Genomic DNA, 19807 nt, shown 5'->3' on the forward strand with positions numbered 1-19807 from the left:
GTATAAAAAAGGAGAGCCCGATGCTGAACCTGGTCCCCAATAAGCCTTTGAATGTCAGTGATATCCTGCTGCATATGCGTCGTGTACATGCAGAGCAACAAGTTGTCAGTGTTAGCGCTGATGGAGAAATCCATCACGCCAGTTATCAGAGCGTGACCGAGCGGGTCGCCCAATTAGCCAACGCTCTGCAAGGTTTAGGGGTCCAGCCCGGAGATTGTCTGTCAACCCTGGCATGGAATGATCAGCGGCATATGGAGATTTACTTTGCCGTGCCCGGATTGGGGGCTATTTGTCATACCGTCAACCCCCGACTGTTCAGTGAACAGCTGGCCTACATTCTCCAGGATGCAAAGTGCCGCTGGTTATTTGTCGACCCCATGTTTGTGCCGCTAGTACTGCCACTCCTGGGTAACCTCAGTCAACTTAAAGGGGTCATAGTGCTGGGCGATGCCACACAATTGGATCCAGCCTGGTTTCAGGCACACAAGCATTTAGCTTGGCATGATTATGAAAGCTTGATTGCAGGCCAGTCACAAGTATTCGAATGGCCTGTTTTGGATGAAAATACCCCTTGTGGTTGCTGCTATACCTCGGGTACTACTGGGGATCCCAAAGGCGTGTTGTATAGCCACCGCTCCACGGTTTTACACAGCTTAGCCATCGCACTGCCTGATTCTGCCGGTTTATCGGCAACAGACAGCGCCTTGGTGGTTGTGCCAATGTTCCATGTTAACGCCTGGGGTCTGCCTTACGCCTGCGCCATGGTAGGCGCCAAACTGGTACTACCCGGCCGGTTTATGGGCGATGGCGCCATGCTGTCCAGGCTTATTGAACAGGAACAGGTCACCCTGGCTGCCGGTGTCCCTACAGTGTTACAGGCCTGGGTCAATCACCAGCAAACACCAGTAACAGGCGGTATACGCGTTATTGTTGGGGGCGCCGCCTGTACCGAAGGCTTGCGCGCCGGGCTTGAAGCATTAGGTTGTGAAGTAAGACCGGCATGGGGCATGACCGAGACCTCCCCCATCGGCACGGTAAACCGCGCAGGCCAGGGTGAGCATCGTCTTTGTCCCGGGCAAGCCGTGTTTGGAGTTGAGTTGAGAATTGTTGACGACAAGGGCCAGGTACTGGCCAATGACGGTGAGCAAAGCGGCGACTTACAGATTCGCGGCCCTTGGATTGTCAGTGGCTACATTGGCAAACCCAACGCCGATGCCTTTAAAGCCGACGGCTGGTTTAGCACAGGCGATGTGGCACGTTTATACCCAGACGGCTACATGCATATCACAGACAGAGCCAAGGATCTGATCAAATCCGGCGGTGAATGGATAAGTTCACTGGCGCTGGAAGAAATTGCCTGTCGTCATCCGAATGTCGCCACAGCAGCAGTGATAGCCATGCCCCATCCTCAATGGGATGAGCGTCCCTTGTTGTTAGCGGTTGCCAAAGACAAAGACGCGGCAGACGAGCATGCCTTGCTCGAATGGTTTGAAGGCAAAGTGGCTAAATGGTGGAAGCCTGATGAGGTGCGCTTTGTCGATGCACTGCCCTTAACTGCAACAGGCAAAATAGACAAGAAGAAGCTACGTAGCCTGTATACAGAAAGCGACTGACAATATTTAACTAAAGACCAGGTTTTTCTGCACCCCGCATAACATCCACGCGCGCCTCTGTTAGAATGGCGCGCGTTTATTTTTATCAGGATGGTTATGCGCTCTCCCATGTTGCTCGGCGCCCTGAGCCTGATTTTGGCAGAAGCCCTGTTTGCTGGCGTTGGCGCGCTGGTAAAACACTTAAGTGACAGCCTGAATCAATCCCAATTGGTTTTCTTCCGCAATCTGTTTGCCCTGGTGTTTTTACTGCCCTGGCTATGTAAAGTAGGCCCACAAGGACTTAAGACCGAGCATTTTGGCTTACATCTGCTGCGTTCCACATCCGGCCTGCTGGGCATGTATTGCTTCTTCTATGTGCTAGCCAACCTTCCCCTGGCTCAAGCCATGATGGCCCTTCTTGTGGCCCCCTTTATCGTGCCGATTATTGCGTATTTCTGGCTTAAAGAACGCATCAGTCAGAAAAGCCTGATGGCCATTGGCCTGGGTTTTATCGGCTGCGCTTTTGTTCTGCGTCCAGAATCTGGCGGCTGGAATATCTTTGTCCTGCTGGCACTCTGTTGTGCAACCTTTGTCGCTTTTACCAAATGTACCATCCGCAAACTCAGCGATTCAGAGCCATCTGGACGCATCGTGTTCTACTTTACCGGCCTGGCTACACTGGTATCATTCTTCCCCTTGCTGGCCAACTGGCAACCTATGCCGAATGCGGCCTGGCCCTGGCTACTGCTAATGGGCTTGATGGCCGCCATAGGCCAATTACTGATGACCAAAGCCTTTCAACTGGCCTCGCCTGTGCGCATTGGCCTGCTGACATACAGCAGCGTGCTGTTTGCCGCGTTTCTGGGCTATTGGTTCTGGCAGGAACCTGTCTCTGCAGGCTTACTGGCAGGCACCTTGTTGATCATCTGGGCGGCCAATCTGACTATTCGTCAAAGATGGTTATGGTGATTAGCTGGCAACCTGGCGCCAGTGGCGGTAAAATACGCGGTTAATCACGTACCAAATTTTTAAAGGAAGGCACCTGGCCTTTCTTTTTTACTTATTAGGGTTTTACTTAAAGCAGTATGAGCAAGAAATTATTCATCAAAACCTGGGGTTGCCAGATGAACGAGTACGACTCGGAGAAAATGGCTGACCTGCTGGATTCAACCCATGGATATCAGGCCACTGAAAATCCCGAAGAGGCCGATGTTATCCTGCTCAACACCTGCTCGATTCGCGAAAAGGCCCAGGAAAAGGTCTTTCACCAATTGGGCCGTTGGAAAACCCTGAAAAAGAAAAATCCCGACCTGATTATTGGTGTGGGTGGCTGTGTGGCATCGCAGGAAGGTGAGCATATCCGTGATCGGGCACCTTATGTGGATATCGTGTTCGGCCCACAAACCCTGCACCGTCTGCCTGAAATGATTAACCAGGTCAAAGGCACACAATCGCCGGTGGTGGATATCAGTTTCCCGGAAATCGAGAAGTTTGACCGTCTACCCGAGCCACGCGCAGAAGGCCCCAGTGCCTTTGTGTCTATCATGGAAGGCTGCTCCAAATATTGCAGCTTCTGTGTGGTACCTTATACCCGTGGTGAAGAAGTCAGCCGCCCAGCGGACGATGTTATCTATGAAATCGCCCAGCTTGCTGAACAAGGGGTACGTGAAGTAAACCTGTTAGGCCAGAACGTCAACGCCTTTCGTGGTGTCAATCATGACGGCAGCATCTGCACCTTCGCCGAACTGCTTCATTTAGTCGCGGCCATTGATGGCATTGACCGTATCCGCTACACCACCTCGCATCCGGTAGAATTTACCGACGACATTATCGAAGCCTATGCCAACATTCCTGAACTGGTGGATCATTTACATCTGCCGGTACAAAGTGGTTCTGATCGTATTCTGACCATGATGAAACGTGGTCATACTGCCATCGAATACAAATCCAAAATTCGTCGCCTGAAGAAAATTCGCCCAGACCTGAGTATGTCGTCAGATTTCATCATTGGTTTTCCTGGTGAAAGCGACGAGGACTTCCAGGCCACCATGGATCTTATCCAGACCATTGGCTATGACCTGAGCTTCAGCTTTATATACAGCGCTCGCCCAGGCACACCGGCCGCCGATTTGCCGGATGATGTCAGCGAAGAAACCAAGAAACAGCGCTTATACCTGCTGCAACAGCGTATCAACCAACAGGCCATGGATATTGCCCGCAAGATGGTAGGTACCGAACAGCGCATACTGGTGGAAGGCCCATCCAGAAAAGATGCAGGCGAGTTGTGTGGCCGTACCGAGAATAACCGGGTGGTTAACTTTGTCGGCAGCGATGACATGATTGGTGAATTTGTCGATGTGAAGATCGTCGATGTGTTTGCCAACTCACTGCGCGGTGAAGTAATAAGACGGGAAGCTGATATGGGGCTGCGCGTCAGTGTCAATCCCCAAAGCATCATTCAGAAGCAGGCCAACCAACCAGACACCCTGGGTGTTGGTCAGTACATTCCTATCAGTATGCAATAAGCAGGAGAGGATCTTTGCCCAATCAACTGGTCAGTAACGAACTTGTACTGGAACCTAATGACCATAAACGGCTTTCCAGCCTTTGTGGTCCCTTTGATGACAATATCAAACAGATTGAGCGCCGCCTTGGGGTGGAAATCAGTTACCGTGACAACCTGTTCAAGGTAATGGGTAAGGCCCAACAAACCATGGCCACCGCGGAGCTACTGAAACTGTTGTATATCGAAACCCAGCCAGTTAAAGGGACTATTCCGGAACTGGATGCAGAGAAGGTGCACCTGGCCATTCAGGAAGCCAAATGCATTGAGCAGGCCGAAGCAGGCAAATACGGCAAAGAAGTGCATATTAAAACCAAACGAGGCGTGATTAAGCCGCGTAATCCGCACCAGTCGCAATATGTGCAGAACATTGTTAATCACGACATCAGCTTCGGCATTGGTCCGGCCGGTACAGGTAAAACCTATCTGGCAGTTGCCAGCGCAGTGGATGCCCTGGAGCGTCAGGAAATCCGCCGTATTCTGTTGACACGTCCGGCCGTGGAAGCTGGTGAGAAGCTGGGGTTTTTACCCGGCGACCTGTCACAGAAAGTCGACCCTTATTTGCGCCCGCTCTACGACGCGCTGTTCGAAATGCTTGGCTTTGAGAAGGTTGAAAAGCTGCTGGAGCGCAATGTTATTGAAGTCGCTCCACTTGCCTATATGCGCGGCCGTACCCTGAATGATTCCTTTATCATTCTGGATGAAAGCCAGAATACTACGGTTGAGCAGATGAAAATGTTCCTGACCCGTATCGGTTTTAATTCCAAGGCCGTCATTACGGGTGATATCACCCAGGTAGACCTGCCCCGCGGCGCTCGCAGTGGTCTGCGCCATGCCATTGAAGTGCTCAAGGACGTCAACGATATTTCGTTTAACTTCTTTGATGCCACCGATGTGGTGCGTCACCCTGTGGTTAGCCGCATTGTGTTGGCCTATGAAGAACATGAGCGTGAACAGGAAGAACGTAAACTTGCCGAAGAAGAGCTCCGCCGCGCCGAGCGCAATAAGCAGGATGAAAACAATCCATGAGTGCCATTTTGGACCTGCAGCTAGCCAGCAGCGCGCCTCAGCTACCCACAGAGCAAGATATTCAAAGTTGGCTTGATGCCGTGTTGCAGGAAGTGCAACTGGCAGAGGGCGAAATAACCGTGCGCATAGTTGATGAAGACGAAAGCCGCGAATTGAATCATCAGTACCGTGGCAAAGACTATGCGACCAACGTACTGTCATTTCCCTTTGAAGCACCGCCTGGTATTGAACTAAGTTTACTGGGTGATTTAGTGATTTGCGCCCAGGTCGTTGCACGGGAAGCGGCGGAACAACATAAGCCGCTATTACATCACTGGGCACATATGTGCGTGCACGGCACCTTGCATTTACTGGGCTTTGACCATATAGACGACATTGATGCCGAGGAGATGGAAAACCTGGAAATCCGCATCCTGGCAAAATTAGCCATTGACGATCCTTACCTGGATCGGGAATGATACCCCCTCATTGAGATACAAGATTGGAGCCTATGAGCGACGACAGTCCCCACTCTAGCAACGGTTCTTCCAATAAAGGCTGGCTGGAAAAGATAGTCCAGAGCCTGTCGGGAGAACCGCAAAACAGAGAACAGTTGGTTGAAGTAATCAACGAAGCCCAGCAACGTGATGTCATAGACAACGCCACCCGCGACATGATCGAAGGGGTGCTGGAAATCAGTGAAATGCGTGTCAGGGATATCATGATCCCCAGAGCGCAAATCGTAACCATCGGCATTGACCAAACTGTCGCAGAGTTCCTGCCGGTAGTATTAGAGTCAGCCCATTCACGTTTCCCTGTGATCAACGAAGACAAAGATCATATCGAGGGAATTCTGCTGGCTAAAGATCTGCTGGAATACGGCTTCAACCCCGAAAAAGATTTCAAACTTAAAGATATCCTACGCCCGGCTATTATCGTTCCGGAAAGTAAGCGCGTTGATGTACTACTGCGTGAATTCCGCCAGGAACGCTATCATATGGCGATTGTGGTGGATGAATACGGCGGTGTGTCGGGTCTGGCGACGATAGAAGATATTCTTGAACTGATCGTCGGTGAAATTGAAGATGAGCATGATGTTGAAGAGAATGAAACGGATGATATCCGTCCTCTGAATAAATGCACATTTTCCGTTAAAGCCCTGACCTCTGTGGAGGACTTTAACGATTACTTCAATACCGGTTTTGACGAAGAAGAAGCCGATACCATTGGCGGTATCGTGCTGCGCGCATTTGGGCACATGCCTATGCGTGATGAATTCGTGGTTATCGATGGTATTGAGTTTCGCGTCACCAATGCGGACAAACGCCGTTTGATCCAATTAAAAGTGAGTCTGCCGAAAAAGGATGACGCCGAAGATCAAGGCGGCTAAACGCCTGCTGCCAACCTGCCTGCTCAGCTTTCTGCTGGGGGCAGGTTTAACCTTCTCATACGCACCATTTAGCGTCTGGTTTATCGCTCCGCTGTTGTTAGCCGGCTTCTTTTGGCTGCTTAGCAATAAAGGAAGGTCACATGCCTTTCTGAGCGGCTGGAGCTTTGGACTGGGCTGGTTTGGTGCCGGTATTAGCTGGGTACATGTGAGTATCGCGGATTTCGGTGGCTTGCCTCTGGTGGGATCCATAGGTCTGATGCTACTGCTTAGTGCGTATCTGGCTCTGTACCCCGCTCTCGCCTCATGGCTGCTGGTACGCTTTATTACCCCTTCGTATTGGCCATTAGGTATCGGTTTTATCTGGCTTTTCTGTGAATGGCTCAGAAGCTGGATGCTAACCGGCTTTCCCTGGCTGTCGCTGGGTTACAGTCAACTGCACGGGCCGCTTGGCGGCTATTTACCAATTTTAGGTGAAACCGGTGTCAGTGTGCTCCTTGTGACCTTAGCCTGTAGCCTCGGCTTGCTAGTCCCTAAGCGTCATTTTAAATCCGCCTTTATGATTACCGCGGTCCTTCTTATCAGCGGTTACCTTTTAGGTAAACAGCAGTGGACTGAGGATAAGGGACAATCTGTCAAACTGGTCATGGTGCAAGGCAATATCCAACAATCTCTGCGTTGGGTGCCCGAGCAGGATTTACCCACCATGAACCTGTATAGGCAACTAACCGACTCCCACTGGGATGCAGACCTGATCATCTGGCCGGAAGCGGCCATTCCCAAGCTGGAGCCTCTGGCGCTGCGTTATTTGCAGGAACTGGATGAAACCGCCGCCAGTCACCAGACGGCAGTAGTAACCGGCATTGTTAACTACAATTTTGAGACCCGTGACGCCTTCAATAATCTGATTGTTTTGGGTAGTCAAAATGGCGAAGCACAAGGCCATTATCGCTATCCACATGCTAACCGCTACGCCAAGCATCACTTGCTGCCAATTGGCGAATTTATTCCTTTTGAGGATTGGTTGCGTGGCATAGCGCCATTGTTTGATTTGCCGATGTCATCGTTCAGCCGCGGTGATTTTCAACAACGTAATCTGCAAGCAAATGGGCTTCACTTGGCCCCGGCCATCTGCTTTGAGATAGCTTTTCCTAATCAAATCCGTGCCAACCTGCATGATCATACTGACTATATTCTCACGGTCAGTAATGATGCCTGGTTTGGTCACTCTCACGGCCCCCATCAACATCTGGAAATAGCCCAGGTACGGGCCAAAGAATTCGGTATCCCGGTACTACGGGCCACCAATAATGGCATTACGGCAGTCATCGACGCTGATGGTCGGGTGCTCGACCAGCTTCCGCAATTTGAGCAGGGCGTGCTGGTCAGCCGCGTTCCCCGTTATCAGGGCCAGACCCCTTACGCCAAGTTTGGGGATCTGTGGGCTTGGTTATTAGCGGCGATGGGTTTAGGGCTGGCAGTTTGGTTACCCAAACGAAACACCACCCAGCAATCAAGCGCCACACAGGTTAATTAACCGAACGGGTTTTCCCTGAAAACCCGCTGAATTTCTTCTACTTCAGCTCGCTGGTCGATTAAGGCTTCAACACAGAAGGGATCGAGCTTACTTCCCGCCATCTCACGCAAGGTTAAAAATGCCCTGTCATTGTCCCACGCCTCCTTGTAGGGGCGCTTACTGGTCAGGGCATCAAATACATCGGCCACCGCCACGATTCTTGCTTCCAGCGGAATATCCCGCCCTTGCAGAGCATCAGGGTAACCGCTGCCATCCAGCGCTTCATGATGGTGGCGCACGATATTACGCAAAACTGATATGTGATGAAGATGGCTCAAGCCGAAATTTCCCATCAACTTATCGACCATCTCAGCGCCGGTCAGTGTATGCCCTTTCATCACCTCGAACTCAGCGTCTGTCAACTTGCCCGGTTTGAGCAACACGCTGTCTGGGATACTGATTTTGCCCAAATCGTGTAACGGTGAGAATAAATACACATGTTCAACAAAATCATCATCTACGCCAAACTCATTTGCCGTATGCAGAGCAATTAGCCTGGCGTAACGGGACATACGTTCTAAATGATATGCCGTTTCAGGATCCCGGGAATGGGTCATATCCCGGGCAGAGCGCAGCGTCGCCAGCAGCATTCTGGCATTGGACTGCTGGGTTGCTATCAGCAAGGTCAAAAATTGCGCAATAACATCCAATTCAGATAAACAACGGGGGGAGAAGGCATCAATACGGTCAGCGTTAAAAAACACGAATCCGAGTAACTGACCTTGCCACAGCATGGGAACCGTGTAACTGGAGCGATAACCTGCCTCGAATATTTCATAGGCATGACGATGTTTGCTGTCAGCAAATACACTGAGGTTTTGTTCCACCCTTGTGCCATGAGAGTGGGCCAGTTCCTGCAACGAATAGCATTCGCTGAGCTTTGCCTGATAGTGATTCAGACCGCACGTCTTGCCGCTGTAGACAAAAGTACGCACCATATCGGTACTACTGTCGTACAGCGCCACGGCAATACGGCTCAGAAAACTAAAATTGAGCGCCGCCACCTCGTGAAGGTGCTTGAGTTGCGCTGACAAACCATCTTGATTATCAGCAAAGCCACGCTCATTGCTTAACATCACTGTCATCGTCCTTCTGCCAAAATACCAAACCAGCAGTATTTGATATAGCAGCTAGAAACCCGCTCAGCAATAACCTATTGGCTAACCTTACGCTGCATAAACAGAGGACTTGAGGTCATCCAACTGCGAATCTTTGCATAAGGAGTTAGTACCAAGGCGTTACCGCATAACACCAGTAAGAATCCCCATAAGGTAAATTGATTCCAGTGAAAATCTTCAAACCAACTGCTCAGCGCCACCGCAACCAACGGAAACAGGACAATCACATAACTGGCCTTTTGCGGGCCAATGTTCTTCAGGAGCACAAAGTAACAAGCAAAGGCAACAACCGTACCGAATATGGCCAGATACAACAGGCTAATGATATAAGGCGCCCTGAAGTCAAAACTAAAACTGGCCCCCGTTAATACCGACACAACGGCTAATACCAGAGTGCCGTACAACATGCCCCATGCATTGCCCTGTAGCACCCCAACCTGGCGCCTGGAGTTGCGTACGCTGACCATGTTGCCAAACGAGGCAATCAATGTGCCCGCCAGCGCCATCAACAGCCCGACCAAGACCTTATTTGACAGATCGAGTTGCTGTAAGTCCGGCCAGAACAGCAGCACAATTCCAGCGATGCCAATTAGGGCTCCAAGATAAATACGCCCGGCAATAGGCTGGCCGAAGAACAAACGCGTATTCAGGATATTCATCAGCAGCATGGTGGAAAATGCGATTGAAGCGAGCGCTGAGGTCAGATAAGCCTGCGCCCAATACAGCACCAAATAGTTAAAGCCGAAGTTACACAGTGCCAACAGCATAAAGAATCCATGCTGAACCAATCCAAATTGCATGGGCAGTTTGCGATACCAGCAGTACCCCCACATCAGGATTGCAGCCAGACCAAAACGATAAACCAAGGAAACCTCTGGCGGTACTACGCCCAGTTGAAACTCAATCGCCAACCAGGTTGATCCCCAGATCAACACAGTGGTTACATAAAGGAATAGGTTTTTCATTGCACGTCCTGGTTTATTTGCAGGGAGAGCTATGATAAAGATTATCTGTATACTGAACATATACAGATTGTAAAAAAGCGACCTGCACAGATTATGCAACCATTAGTCAATCGTGAAAACCACACTTACCTGTATCGACAGGTGGCAGACATTATTCGTGACATGCAGACAAATGGCACTTTGCGGGCCGGTGAGCGCATTCCTTCACTGCGTCAGTTAGCCAGCACATTGAATATCAGTGTACCTACCGTCAAGCAGGCTTACGAAGAGCTTGAACGTATCGGTATGGTGGAATCCCGACCTAAGTCGGGTTATTTCTTACGCGCCAGCCTGACGGTCAATGCCACGCCTCGTAAACCCAGATTAGCGGCCAAAGCCTTACCGGTCAGCAGGCAGCAACTTATTGAGCAGGCCTACAATGCCATTCATGTGCCGGGCATTGTGCCACTGGGCATTTGCAACCCAGTGGCAGCCCTACCAACCAACAAAGCACTGGCAAGAATCATGCGACGCGTGATGTCCATGGCGGGCGAAGAAGCCATAGGTTATGGCCCCTTTGCTGGATTTGAACCGCTAAGACGGCAACTTGCCCGGCGTTATCTGGACATGGATATGACAGTCGACCCCAGTCAGATTGTCATCACAAACGGTGCGCAGGAAGCCTTGACCCTGGCACTCAAACTGGTGGCCAAACCTGGTGACATTATTGCGGTTGAGTCCCCCTGCTACTTCGGCATTCTCGAACTTATCGAGAGTCTGGGCATGCTGGCTTACGAAATTCCGGTTTGCTCACAAGAGGGTATCAGTGTCGAGGATGTAGTTCAGGCACTTGAACGCCATTCCATTAAGGCCTGTGTTTTTTCATCCAGTATTACCAATCCCATGGGCGCGCTGATTGATGAAAGTACCAAACAACAACTGGTGGCGCTGTTGGAAGAAAAACAGGTGTACCTCATAGAGGACGATGTTTATGGTGACCTGTATTTCGGTGAATACAGGGGAATACCCGCCCAGCGTTATGCCAAAAAGGGGTTGGTGCTGACCTGTAGTTCATTCTCCAAAACTGCCGCCCCCAGCCACCGAGTCGGCTGGTTGCTGGCCCCAGGTTTTGCAGGCCAAGCTGCCAGCCTCAAGCGAGCCCTGTCCTGTTCATCCTCATTACTCAATCAGTGGAGTCTGTCAGAATTTATTGGCAACGGCGAATATGACAGATATCTTCGTCAACTTCGCCAGGTGCTCTTCGTCAACAAGGAACGCATGCTGGCCTGCATCGCCGAGCACTTTGTTGCTGGCACCAGAGTCAGCAGCCCGGCGGGTGGCGCGGTGTTGTGGCTGGAGCTCCCCAAAAGGCTGGATGGCAATCAGCTCTTTCAACAAGCATTGCCATCAGGTGTCAGCTCAATGCCGGGCACATTATTTGCGCCATCGGATAAATACCGCCACTGCATCCGGCTAAGTTATGGTTTGCCCTGGACCGACAAAGTGGAAAATGCGGTTGCTACACTGGGAAGGCTGAGTAAAGGACTCTATTAGGCAGGCCTGATCTAACCCGCATAGGCATAGTCTCCCCCCGCCTTTAGCGCCCTCTGATAGGCAGGCCGGGCGTGAATGCGCTCTACATAACGGCGAATATTGGTGTGGTATTCAGGTACTAAGCCCCTGGCCAACGCAGCTTCAAGAGGAAAACTCATCTGTACATCAGCGCCACTTGGTCTGGAGCCTGCCAACCACTGGCGTTCAACCAACGAATGTTCAATGAAGTTCAGATTATTCTGAATATTGGGGCTGACAAAAGCCTGCATCACTTTAGAGGCGATGCCTTTTGCCACGGGACGGATAAAAAATGGCATTGGATTGCTGCGAATTTTATCCATGACCAATTTCAACAACATGGGTGGCATTAAACTGCCTTCGGCAAAATGCAACCAATAGTGATACTGCAAATAGTCCTGGGTACCTTTTTCCGGTATCCATTGGGGTCCATACTGCTCGCACAAATACTGGATAATGGCCCCGGACTCTGCCAACAGCTGGCCGGCATCGGTAATCAGCGGCGATTTACCCAGTGGATGCACGTCTTTCAGTGCAGGAGGTGCCAGCATGGTCTTTGTATCACGTTGATAGGTTTTAATTTCATAGGGAACTTGCAGCTCCTCAAGCAACCAAAGAATCCGCTGCGAACGGCTGTTATTTAAGTGATGCAAAGTGAGCATAGACTGTATCCTGAACAATGGGTCTTTAACTTACGTACAACAGCTCAGATGGATCAATAAGTTGTGGACTGAGATAACTGACCCTCTTGGTATTCCTTCGAGCCCATCTCCACCAAACGGCTTTTCAAACGCTCGAACTCAAACAGCAACGCTCCCTCCGTATACAAGGAATCCAAGGGCAAACGAGCCGTTACAAATAGCTTCACGCTCGCCCCATAACACTGATCTACCAAAGCAATAAAACGCCGAGTCGCATTGTCATTAACCCCCAAACTGACAATCCTCTCACCGGTCTGCCCGGAGCCCTCTGCGCCATCTTCGGTGCCTCTGGCTTTTATTTGCTCTTGTCGCGGCGCTGATAGTGGTGGAACGTCCAGCAACAGTAGTGTGTCAAAACGTTCACACAGCTCAATGTAATCCAAATGACTTCGCGGTCCCTGACAAAGCTCAGCAAAGCTAAATGCCGCCGTATTGCGGTTTGTTCCCAAACAAGCAACAGACCGCCCCATCAGCCTCATGTCGTTTTCACGTTTTAGTTGGTATTCATTTAGCAGGCGCTTATTGGCCAGCGCCATCTCATGGGCATCGTATACCCAGTAACAGGGTGCAGACGTAAGCTCACGCAAGCGGTAATCAATCTGTCCATCCAGATGCATAATCTGGCAGTGCTGCTCAATGGCGGCGATTGCAGGCAAAAATCGCTGCCTCTGCAAGCCATTTGCATATAACTGTGCCGGTTCACAATTACTGGTTGCAACCAGTACCACATTGAGTGCGAAAAGCTCCTGAAGCAACCTGCCCAGCAGCATGGCATCGGCGATATCAGAAACAAAAAACTCGTCAAAACAGAGCACCCGACATGTGTTAGCCAGACGTCGGGCAATAAGCTTCAGCGGGTCTTCCCGTCCGCTCATCTGCCCTAAGCTAAGATGCAAATCCCGCATAAACTCATGGAAATGCTGGCGCCTAACGCACTTTGCAGGCAATTGCCTGGCAAAGTTATCCATCAGCATGGTCTTACCGCGTCCGACCTTCCCCCAAATATACAAGCCTTGAATGCGTTCAATACTCTGGTGACTAATGTGTTCGGCAATGGCCTCCAATTCTGCTTGTACCAACAGCTGCCCACTGTCCAGACACATTGGCAGGTCAAGTCTGGCAGCGGTAGCATCCTTATCATTCGACATAACTAATCCTGAATAGCTGAAGTCTCGATTTTCTGATATAAAATTCATTCTAATCAATATGTTGAATAAGGAAATCGAATGCAGTGGTATAAGAAATTTTTCACTGATTACTTCACCTTCTCCACCCGTTCCAGACGCGAAGAGTACTGGATGGTCTTTCTCATTAACTTTATCGTGTCACTGGTGCTGAGTTTTCTCGGTGGCATTCCCGGCATGATTTACTCGCTGGTGATATTCATCCCTAGTATTGCCATTATGGTTCGTCGCCTGCATGACACCGGTCGCAGCGGTTGGTGGGCATTGCTATTGCTCATCCCACTGATTGGTTTCCTGGTAATACTGTTGTTTATGATTCAGGACAGCCAAGCCGAAGAAAACCAATGGGGACCAAACCCCAAAGCCACTTTGGCAGAATAACAAAAGGCCGCTTACGCGGCCTTTTTTACAACCCTAAAAAATCACATTTTAACGCTTTTACCGACCATAAAACCGCGATCCTGCATCAAGGCATCCACCTTGGCATCCCGGCCGCGAAACGCCCGGTAAGCATCAGCAGGGTCCTGAGCATTACGCACTGAAAACAAGTGCTTCACCAGCTTATCGGCCATGGCTTGGTCATAGAAGCCCCCTGGAGCTTCGGCAAACGCCTGAGCAGCATCGGAGGTCAGCACCTCAGCCCACATGTAGCCATAATAACCAGCAGAGTACCCTTCGCCGGAAAATACATGACCAAACTGTGGTGTGCGATGACGCATAACCACCTCCTTTGGCATGCCCATGGCCGTCAACGTGTCCCGCTCGAAGGCATCGGGGTCGATATCTGTCGGATCGACCATATGCAGCTTCAAATCGATAAGGGCTGAGGCCAGATATTCAGTGGTTTTAAAGCCTTCGTTAAAGGTCGCTGCCTGCTTAATTTTCGCCACTAATTCAGCCGGAATGGGCTGACCAGTTTGATGGTGCACGAGATAATTGTTAATCACCTCATCGGTCAGTAACCAGCGCTCCAATAACTGAGATTGAAACTCGGTGTAATCGCGCACGCCACTATTTAGGGTGGGATAAGCAACCTTAGAGGATAAGGCATGCAAGGCATGGCCAAACTCGTGGAAGAAGGTTGTCGCATCATCCCAGGAAATCAATACTGCTTCGCCAGGTGCCGCTTTAACAAAATTGGAGTTATTGGACGATAAAACGCTTTGCTGCCCATCAAAGCTGGTAAAGCTGCGATAGCTGTTGGCCCATGCCCCGCTGCGTTTCCCTTGACGAGCAAAGGGATCCAGATACCAAAGACCAATCAGCTCACCGCTGTTCTTATCTTTAACTTCGAAAACCTGAACGTCTGCATGAAACACCGGCACCGTGCCAGCGGGCACTGGGCTGAAGTCAAAGTTAAACAAGCGCCCGGCCACGTAGAACATGGCGTCACGTAATTTATCGAGCTGTAGATACTGTTTAACCTCATTGGAGTCCAAATCGTACTTGGCCTTGCGTACCTTTTCAGCGTAGAAACGATAGTCCCAGGGCTGAATACGAATATTCGCGCCCTCGCTATCAGCTATCGCCTGCATGTCCTGCACTTCTTCGGACACTCGTGCAATAGCCGCCGGCCATACCGACTCCATCAACTGCAAGGCATTTTCAGGATGCTTGGCCATACGGTTAGACAAACGCCACTGGGCATAGTTGTCATAACCCAACAGATTCACCCGCTCATGACGCAGTTTCAAAATCTCAGCAATAATGGCGTTGTTATCATGGGCATCACCGTTATCACCGCGGCTGTAATAGGTACGCCAAACCTTTTCGCGAAGACCTCGCTCGGTGGAAAAGGTCAGGAAGGGATCCATGGAAGAGCGAGTGTTGGTAATAGCGTATTTGCCTTCCTGTCCTCGCTCTTTTGCTGCTTGAGCTGCTGCTTTGACCAATGAGTCGGGTAATCCGCCTAATTGGTCAGCCTGCAAAAACAGCACATAGTTTTCTTCATCGGCCAGCACATTATTGGCAAACTGCGTATGCAGTTTCGACAGTTCCAGATTAATTGCTGCATAACGCGCCTTCGCCTGCTCGGATAAGGTTGCCCCATTACTGGCGAAGCTGTCATAAATCAGATATGCCAGACGCTGCTGGTCATCCCGCAAGGTTTTTAAATCATCACTCTCATACACAGCTTTAATACGGGCAAAGAGCTTGTCGTTCTGCACTATTTTGGAGTTAAACGCCGATAATTTTGGCGCCATCTCTTTTTGAATTGCACGAAATTCGGGGCTGGACAAGTTGGAGCGTAAAATGCCGTAATAAGTGAATACCCTGTCCAGGTCTTTACCTGCCCGTTCATAGGCCACAATGGTGTTTTCAAAAGTGGGAGGGGCGGGATTGTTGGCAATGCTATCTAGCTCTGCCAGATTACGCGCCATGCCCGCCTCCAGAGCAGGTTTTACATCGGCCAACGCCATCTTGTCAAAAGCCGGCAACCCTCCGTATGGGCCCGTCCAAGGAGCCAGCAACGGATTTTCCATCTGTTGCACAGATTGGCTAACCACCTGCTCAGAAGGGGTTTGCTGACAGGCGGCGATTGGCGCAATTAACGCAGCGATAACAGCGATTTTAATTAAAGGGTACGGGATTTTTTTCATACATTTGCTTCTCGCGGCAACTAAAACCTGCAGTGTACTTTCTGCGATCGTTCCTGCCCATGCTCAGACCGCTCTGCATGCCGAGCTTTTAGTTAGGAATTGTTTCCGGTGCAATTTACCGGCAGCAAATTTGGCCCGTCAGCATGCGGTTTTTGCCCGCCTACATACAATTTTTTGCAATGAAATCTGTAAATTGCAGCACATAGGCGAAAAATAGCGTCTAACCTTTAGGTAAAGGCAGCTGAAACACTAGGCCTTCTCTTTTCTATCAATCATGTGATTCCAGTTGATTATCCCGGAGGTGGTTATGGGTATTTTCGAGCACTACCAACAACGATATGAAGCTCACAAAGAAGAAGAATACAGTATCAGCGAATTTCTCGACCTGTGCAGACAGGATAAGACTGCATATGCCAATGCGGCAGAGCGGCTGTTACTGGCTATCGGTGATCCAGAAATGGTGGATACCTCCCAGGATCCTGCACTAAGCCGAATCTTCTCAAACCGAACGATAGCTCGCTACCCATCTTTCTCTGATTTTTTCGGGATGGAGGAAGCTATCGAACAGATAGTCTCTTACCTTAAACATTCGGCGCAGGGATTAGAGGAGAAAAAGCAAATCCTCTATTTACTCGGCCCTGTAGGTGGCGGTAAGTCATCGCTGGCTGAGAAGCTCAAAGAGTTGATGCAAAAAGTCCCTATCTATTGCCTCAAAGACTCGCCGGTCAACGACCATCCTCTGGCCTTATTTAATGCGGACGAAGATGGCGAAATTCTTCAGAAAGAATATGGCATTCCCAAACGCTACCTGAAAACCATCATGTCGCCTTGGGCCAGAAAACGCCTGCACGAATACAACGGGGATATTTCCAAATTCAGAGTGGTAAAAATGCACCCATCGGTACTCGACCAGATTGGTGTGGCCAAAACCGAACCCGGTGATGATAACAACCAGGATATATCTTCCCTGGTAGGTAAAGTGGATATCCGCAAGTTGGAAACCTTTGCCCAAAACGACCCGGATGCCTACAGCTACTCAGGTGCTTTGTGTAAAGCTAATCAGGGGTTGATGGAATTCGTGGAGATGTTCAAAGCCCCCATCAAGGTATTACACCCCTTGCTGACAGCTACCCAAGAAGGTAACTACAATCCGACCGAAGGTTTTTCAGCCCTACCCTATGACGGCATTATTCTGGCCCACTCTAATGAATCGGAGTGGATGACCTTTCGCAATAACAGGAATAATGAAGCCTTCCTTGACCGGGTTTATATTGTCAAAGTGCCCTACTGCCTTCGCGTTAGCGAAGAGCAGAAAATCTATCGCAAACTAATCGAAAACAGCGAACTGACCGGCGCGCCCTGCTCTCCCGGCACACTGGAAATCCTGTCTCAGTTCAGCGTTTTATCGCGACTCAAAGAGCCAGAGAATTCCAGCATCTACTCAAAAATGCGGGTATATGACGGCGAAAGCCTGAAGGATACCGATCCCAAGGCCAAATCCTACCAGGAGTATCGCGACTACGCCGGGGTAGATGAAGGCATGGAGGGCTTGTCCACCCGCTTTGCCTTTAAGATTCTTTCCAAGGTTTTCAACTTTGATCCACAGGAAGTCGCGGCTAACCCTGTGCATCTTTTCTATGTGCTGGAACGTCAGGTGGAACGGGAACAATTCCCACAGGACACCACTGACAGATATAAAGAGTTCCTGAAAGGCTATCTGGTACCCAAATATGTGGAATTTATCGGTAAGGAGATCCAGACCGCTTACCTGGAGTCTTATTCCGAGTATGGTCAGAACTTGTTTGACCGCTATGTGACCTATGCCGATTTTTGGATCCAGGATCAGGAATACCGCGACCCCGAAACCGGTCAACTGTTTGACCGCGAGGCGTTAAATGCCGAACTGGAGAAAATTGAAAAGCCAGCGGGGATCAGTAATCCCAAAGATTTTCGCAATGAAATTGTTAACTTTGTACTGCGCGCCAGAGCCAACAATAAAGGTAAAAACCCGGCCTGGACCAGCTACGAAAAATTACGCACTGTCATTGAGAAAAAGATGTTTTCCAATACAGAGGATCTGCTTCCAGTTATCTCCTTCAACGCTAAGAGTAGCGCTGATGATCAGAAAAAGCATGACGATTTCGTCAAACGCATGACTGAGAAGGGCTACACCAAGAAACAGGTGAGATTATTGTGTGAATGGTATCTACGCGTCCGTAAATCATCTTGAAGCGCGAGGTAGTGGTATGGCGCACTTTATTGACCGCAGAGCGAATAGCAAAGGTAAAAGCACGGTTAACCGGCAGCGTTTTATCCGTCGCTACAAGCAACAGATCAAAAAAGCGGTATCGGATGCGGTATCCCGACGCAGCGTAACGGATATCGACAACGGTGAAAGCGTCAATATCCCTACTCGGGATATCAAGGAGCCAATCTTCCATACCGGCAAGGGCGGTGTGCGGGATATGGTGCACCCAGGAAACGACCAGTTTACTCAGGGCGATCGCATCCAGCGCCCAGTAGGTGGTCAGGGCGGTGGCTCAGGTCAGGGTAAGGCCTCAGACAGCGGTGAGGGACAGGATGAGTTCGTCTTTCAGATATCCAAGGATGAATACCTGGACTTGCTATTTGAAGACCTGGCGCTGCCCAATTTAAAGAAAAACCAGTTGGATAAACTGGTGGAATACAAAACCTATCGCGCGGGCTTTAAAACCGATGGTGTCCCCAGCAATCTGGATATTGTGCGCTCTTTACGTGGCTCGATGGCCAGACGTATTGCGCTAACAGGTGGAAAACGTAAGGAACTGCGCGAATTGGAAGCTCAGTTGCAAGCGCTCAAAGACGATAAGCATGATCACCAGCTGGAAATCTTGGGGCTGGAAAAACAAATCGCGGAGCTTAAAGCCCGTATTGCCAGAGTACCTTTTCTGGATACCATTGACCTGCGCTTTCGCAACTTCGAAAAACGCCCGCTCCCCACCAGCAAGGCCGTGATGTTTTGCCTGATGGATGTGTCAGGCTCCATGGACCAGGCCACTAAAGACATGGCCAAACGTTTTTATATTCTGCTGTATCTGTTTTTAACCCGCACTTATAAGAATGTTGAGGTAGTGTACATTCGCCACCACACCCAAGCTAAAGAAGTGGATGAACAGGAATTTTTCTATTCCCAGGAAACCGGCGGAACTATCGTGTCCAGTGCCCTTAAATTGATGGATGAGATTGTGCAGGCTCGTTACCCACAAGGTGAATGGAATATCTATGCTGCTCAGGCCTCTGATGGTGACAACTGGGCTGACGACTCTCCGCAATGCGGCAGCTTGCTGCAAGAGCGCTTACTGCCCAGAGTACGATACTATGCTTATATAGAAATAACCCAGCGTCAGCATCAGAGTCTGTGGCGCGAATATGAAGCATTGGCCGAGTTTAATGACAACTTTGCCATGAAACATATACGTAGCGTGGAGGATATTTACCCGGTATTCAGGGAGCTATTTAAAAAGCAAGCGGCATGAGGAGAGGCTACTGTTGCCGAGGCGTAAAAAAGGGAGTCGATTCGGCT

At 50.0% G+C, this 19807-nt stretch carries 16 protein-coding genes; 11 read left to right on the forward strand and 5 right to left on the reverse strand.

From position 1 onward, the window contains the following. The first annotated feature begins 20 nt into the window (after positions 1–20). From KJY73_RS17350 to lnt, 7 genes are all read left to right on the forward strand, one after another. On the forward strand, positions 21–1613 hold the full coding sequence (locus tag KJY73_RS17350) for a long-chain fatty acid--CoA ligase (protein WP_214344965.1): 1593 nt from the start codon (positions 21–23) through the stop codon (positions 1611–1613). A 96-nt stretch (positions 1614–1709) separates the two neighbouring features. Then, entirely contained in the window at positions 1710–2561 is an 852-nt protein-coding gene (locus tag KJY73_RS17355; protein WP_206594006.1) for a DMT family transporter, read from the forward strand. Positions 2562–2677: 116 nt separating this feature from the next. Next, positions 2678–4117, forward strand: a complete 1440-nt coding sequence (miaB, locus tag KJY73_RS17360; protein WP_206594005.1) for a tRNA (N6-isopentenyl adenosine(37)-C2)-methylthiotransferase MiaB — start codon at positions 2678–2680, stop codon at positions 4115–4117. Between the two features lie 14 nt (positions 4118–4131). After that, the gene (locus KJY73_RS17365) at positions 4132–5184 is read left to right on the forward strand and encodes a PhoH family protein (protein WP_214344966.1); all 1053 of its coding nucleotides are present in this window, start codon (positions 4132–4134) and stop codon (positions 5182–5184) included. Beyond that, complete coding sequence (ybeY, locus tag KJY73_RS17370) at positions 5181–5642, forward strand: rRNA maturation RNase YbeY (protein WP_214344967.1); 462 nt, start codon at positions 5181–5183, stop codon at positions 5640–5642. Before KJY73_RS17365 ends, ybeY begins: the two co-directional genes overlap by 4 nt. Before the next feature lie 32 nt (positions 5643–5674). Next, positions 5675–6553 (forward strand): CNNM family magnesium/cobalt transport protein CorC, encoded by an 879-nt coding sequence (corC, locus tag KJY73_RS17375; RefSeq protein WP_206594002.1) that lies wholly within the window; start codon positions 5675–5677, stop codon positions 6551–6553. Further along, the gene (gene lnt, locus KJY73_RS17380; RefSeq protein WP_214344968.1) at positions 6528–8087 is read left to right on the forward strand and encodes an apolipoprotein N-acyltransferase; all 1560 of its coding nucleotides are present in this window, start codon (positions 6528–6530) and stop codon (positions 8085–8087) included. Before corC ends, lnt begins: the two co-directional genes overlap by 26 nt. On the opposite strand, the gene KJY73_RS17385 is transcribed toward lnt, so the two are convergent. Further along, positions 8084–9211: an HD-GYP domain-containing protein gene (locus KJY73_RS17385; RefSeq protein ID WP_232848717.1), complete on the reverse strand. Its 1128-nt coding sequence runs from the start codon at positions 9209–9211 to the stop codon at positions 8084–8086. The genes lnt and KJY73_RS17385 overlap by 4 nt on opposite strands. A gap of 68 nt (positions 9212–9279) precedes the next feature. Then, positions 9280–10209, reverse strand: a complete 930-nt coding sequence (locus KJY73_RS17390) for a DMT family transporter (protein ID WP_206594000.1) — start codon at positions 10207–10209, stop codon at positions 9280–9282. 93 nt (positions 10210–10302) lie between these two features. On the opposite strand from KJY73_RS17390, the gene KJY73_RS17395 reads away from it, so the two are divergent. After that, on the forward strand, positions 10303–11742 hold the full coding sequence (locus tag KJY73_RS17395; RefSeq protein WP_214344969.1) for an aminotransferase-like domain-containing protein: 1440 nt from the start codon (positions 10303–10305) through the stop codon (positions 11740–11742). A gap of 11 nt (positions 11743–11753) precedes the next feature. Here the strand turns inward: KJY73_RS17395 and KJY73_RS17400 are convergent, their stop codons facing one another. Continuing rightward, positions 11754–12422 (reverse strand): glutathione S-transferase, encoded by a 669-nt coding sequence (locus KJY73_RS17400; RefSeq protein ID WP_206593998.1) that lies wholly within the window; start codon positions 12420–12422, stop codon positions 11754–11756. A gap of 53 nt (positions 12423–12475) precedes the next feature. Next, entirely contained in the window at positions 12476–13609 is a 1134-nt protein-coding gene (zapE, locus tag KJY73_RS17405; protein WP_214344970.1) for a cell division protein ZapE, read from the reverse strand. A gap of 78 nt (positions 13610–13687) precedes the next feature. Here zapE and KJY73_RS17410 point away from each other — a divergent pair, with 78 nt between their 5' ends. Beyond that, positions 13688–14026 carry a DUF805 domain-containing protein gene (locus tag KJY73_RS17410; protein WP_206593996.1) on the forward strand — a complete coding sequence of 113 codons (339 nt, stop codon included), beginning with the start codon at positions 13688–13690 and terminating at the stop codon, positions 14024–14026. Positions 14027–14067: 41 nt separating this feature from the next. Here the strand turns inward: KJY73_RS17410 and KJY73_RS17415 are convergent, their stop codons facing one another. Next, a complete protein-coding gene (locus KJY73_RS17415; RefSeq protein ID WP_214344971.1) occupies positions 14068–16245 on the reverse strand; it encodes a M3 family metallopeptidase in 2178 nt (725 codons plus the stop codon). Between the two features lie 307 nt (positions 16246–16552). Between KJY73_RS17415 and KJY73_RS17420 the strand changes: the two genes are divergently transcribed. Continuing rightward, positions 16553–18475: a PrkA family serine protein kinase gene (locus KJY73_RS17420; RefSeq protein ID WP_214344972.1), complete on the forward strand. Its 1923-nt coding sequence runs from the start codon at positions 16553–16555 to the stop codon at positions 18473–18475. Positions 18476–18491: 16 nt separating this feature from the next. Further along, entirely contained in the window at positions 18492–19760 is a 1269-nt protein-coding gene (locus KJY73_RS17425) for a YeaH/YhbH family protein (protein WP_214344973.1), read from the forward strand. Positions 19761–19807: the final 47 nt, after the last annotated feature.

The organism is Bowmanella yangjiangensis, assembly GCF_018531185.1.
Taxonomy (GTDB): Bacteria; Pseudomonadota; Gammaproteobacteria; order Enterobacterales; family Alteromonadaceae; genus Bowmanella; species Bowmanella yangjiangensis.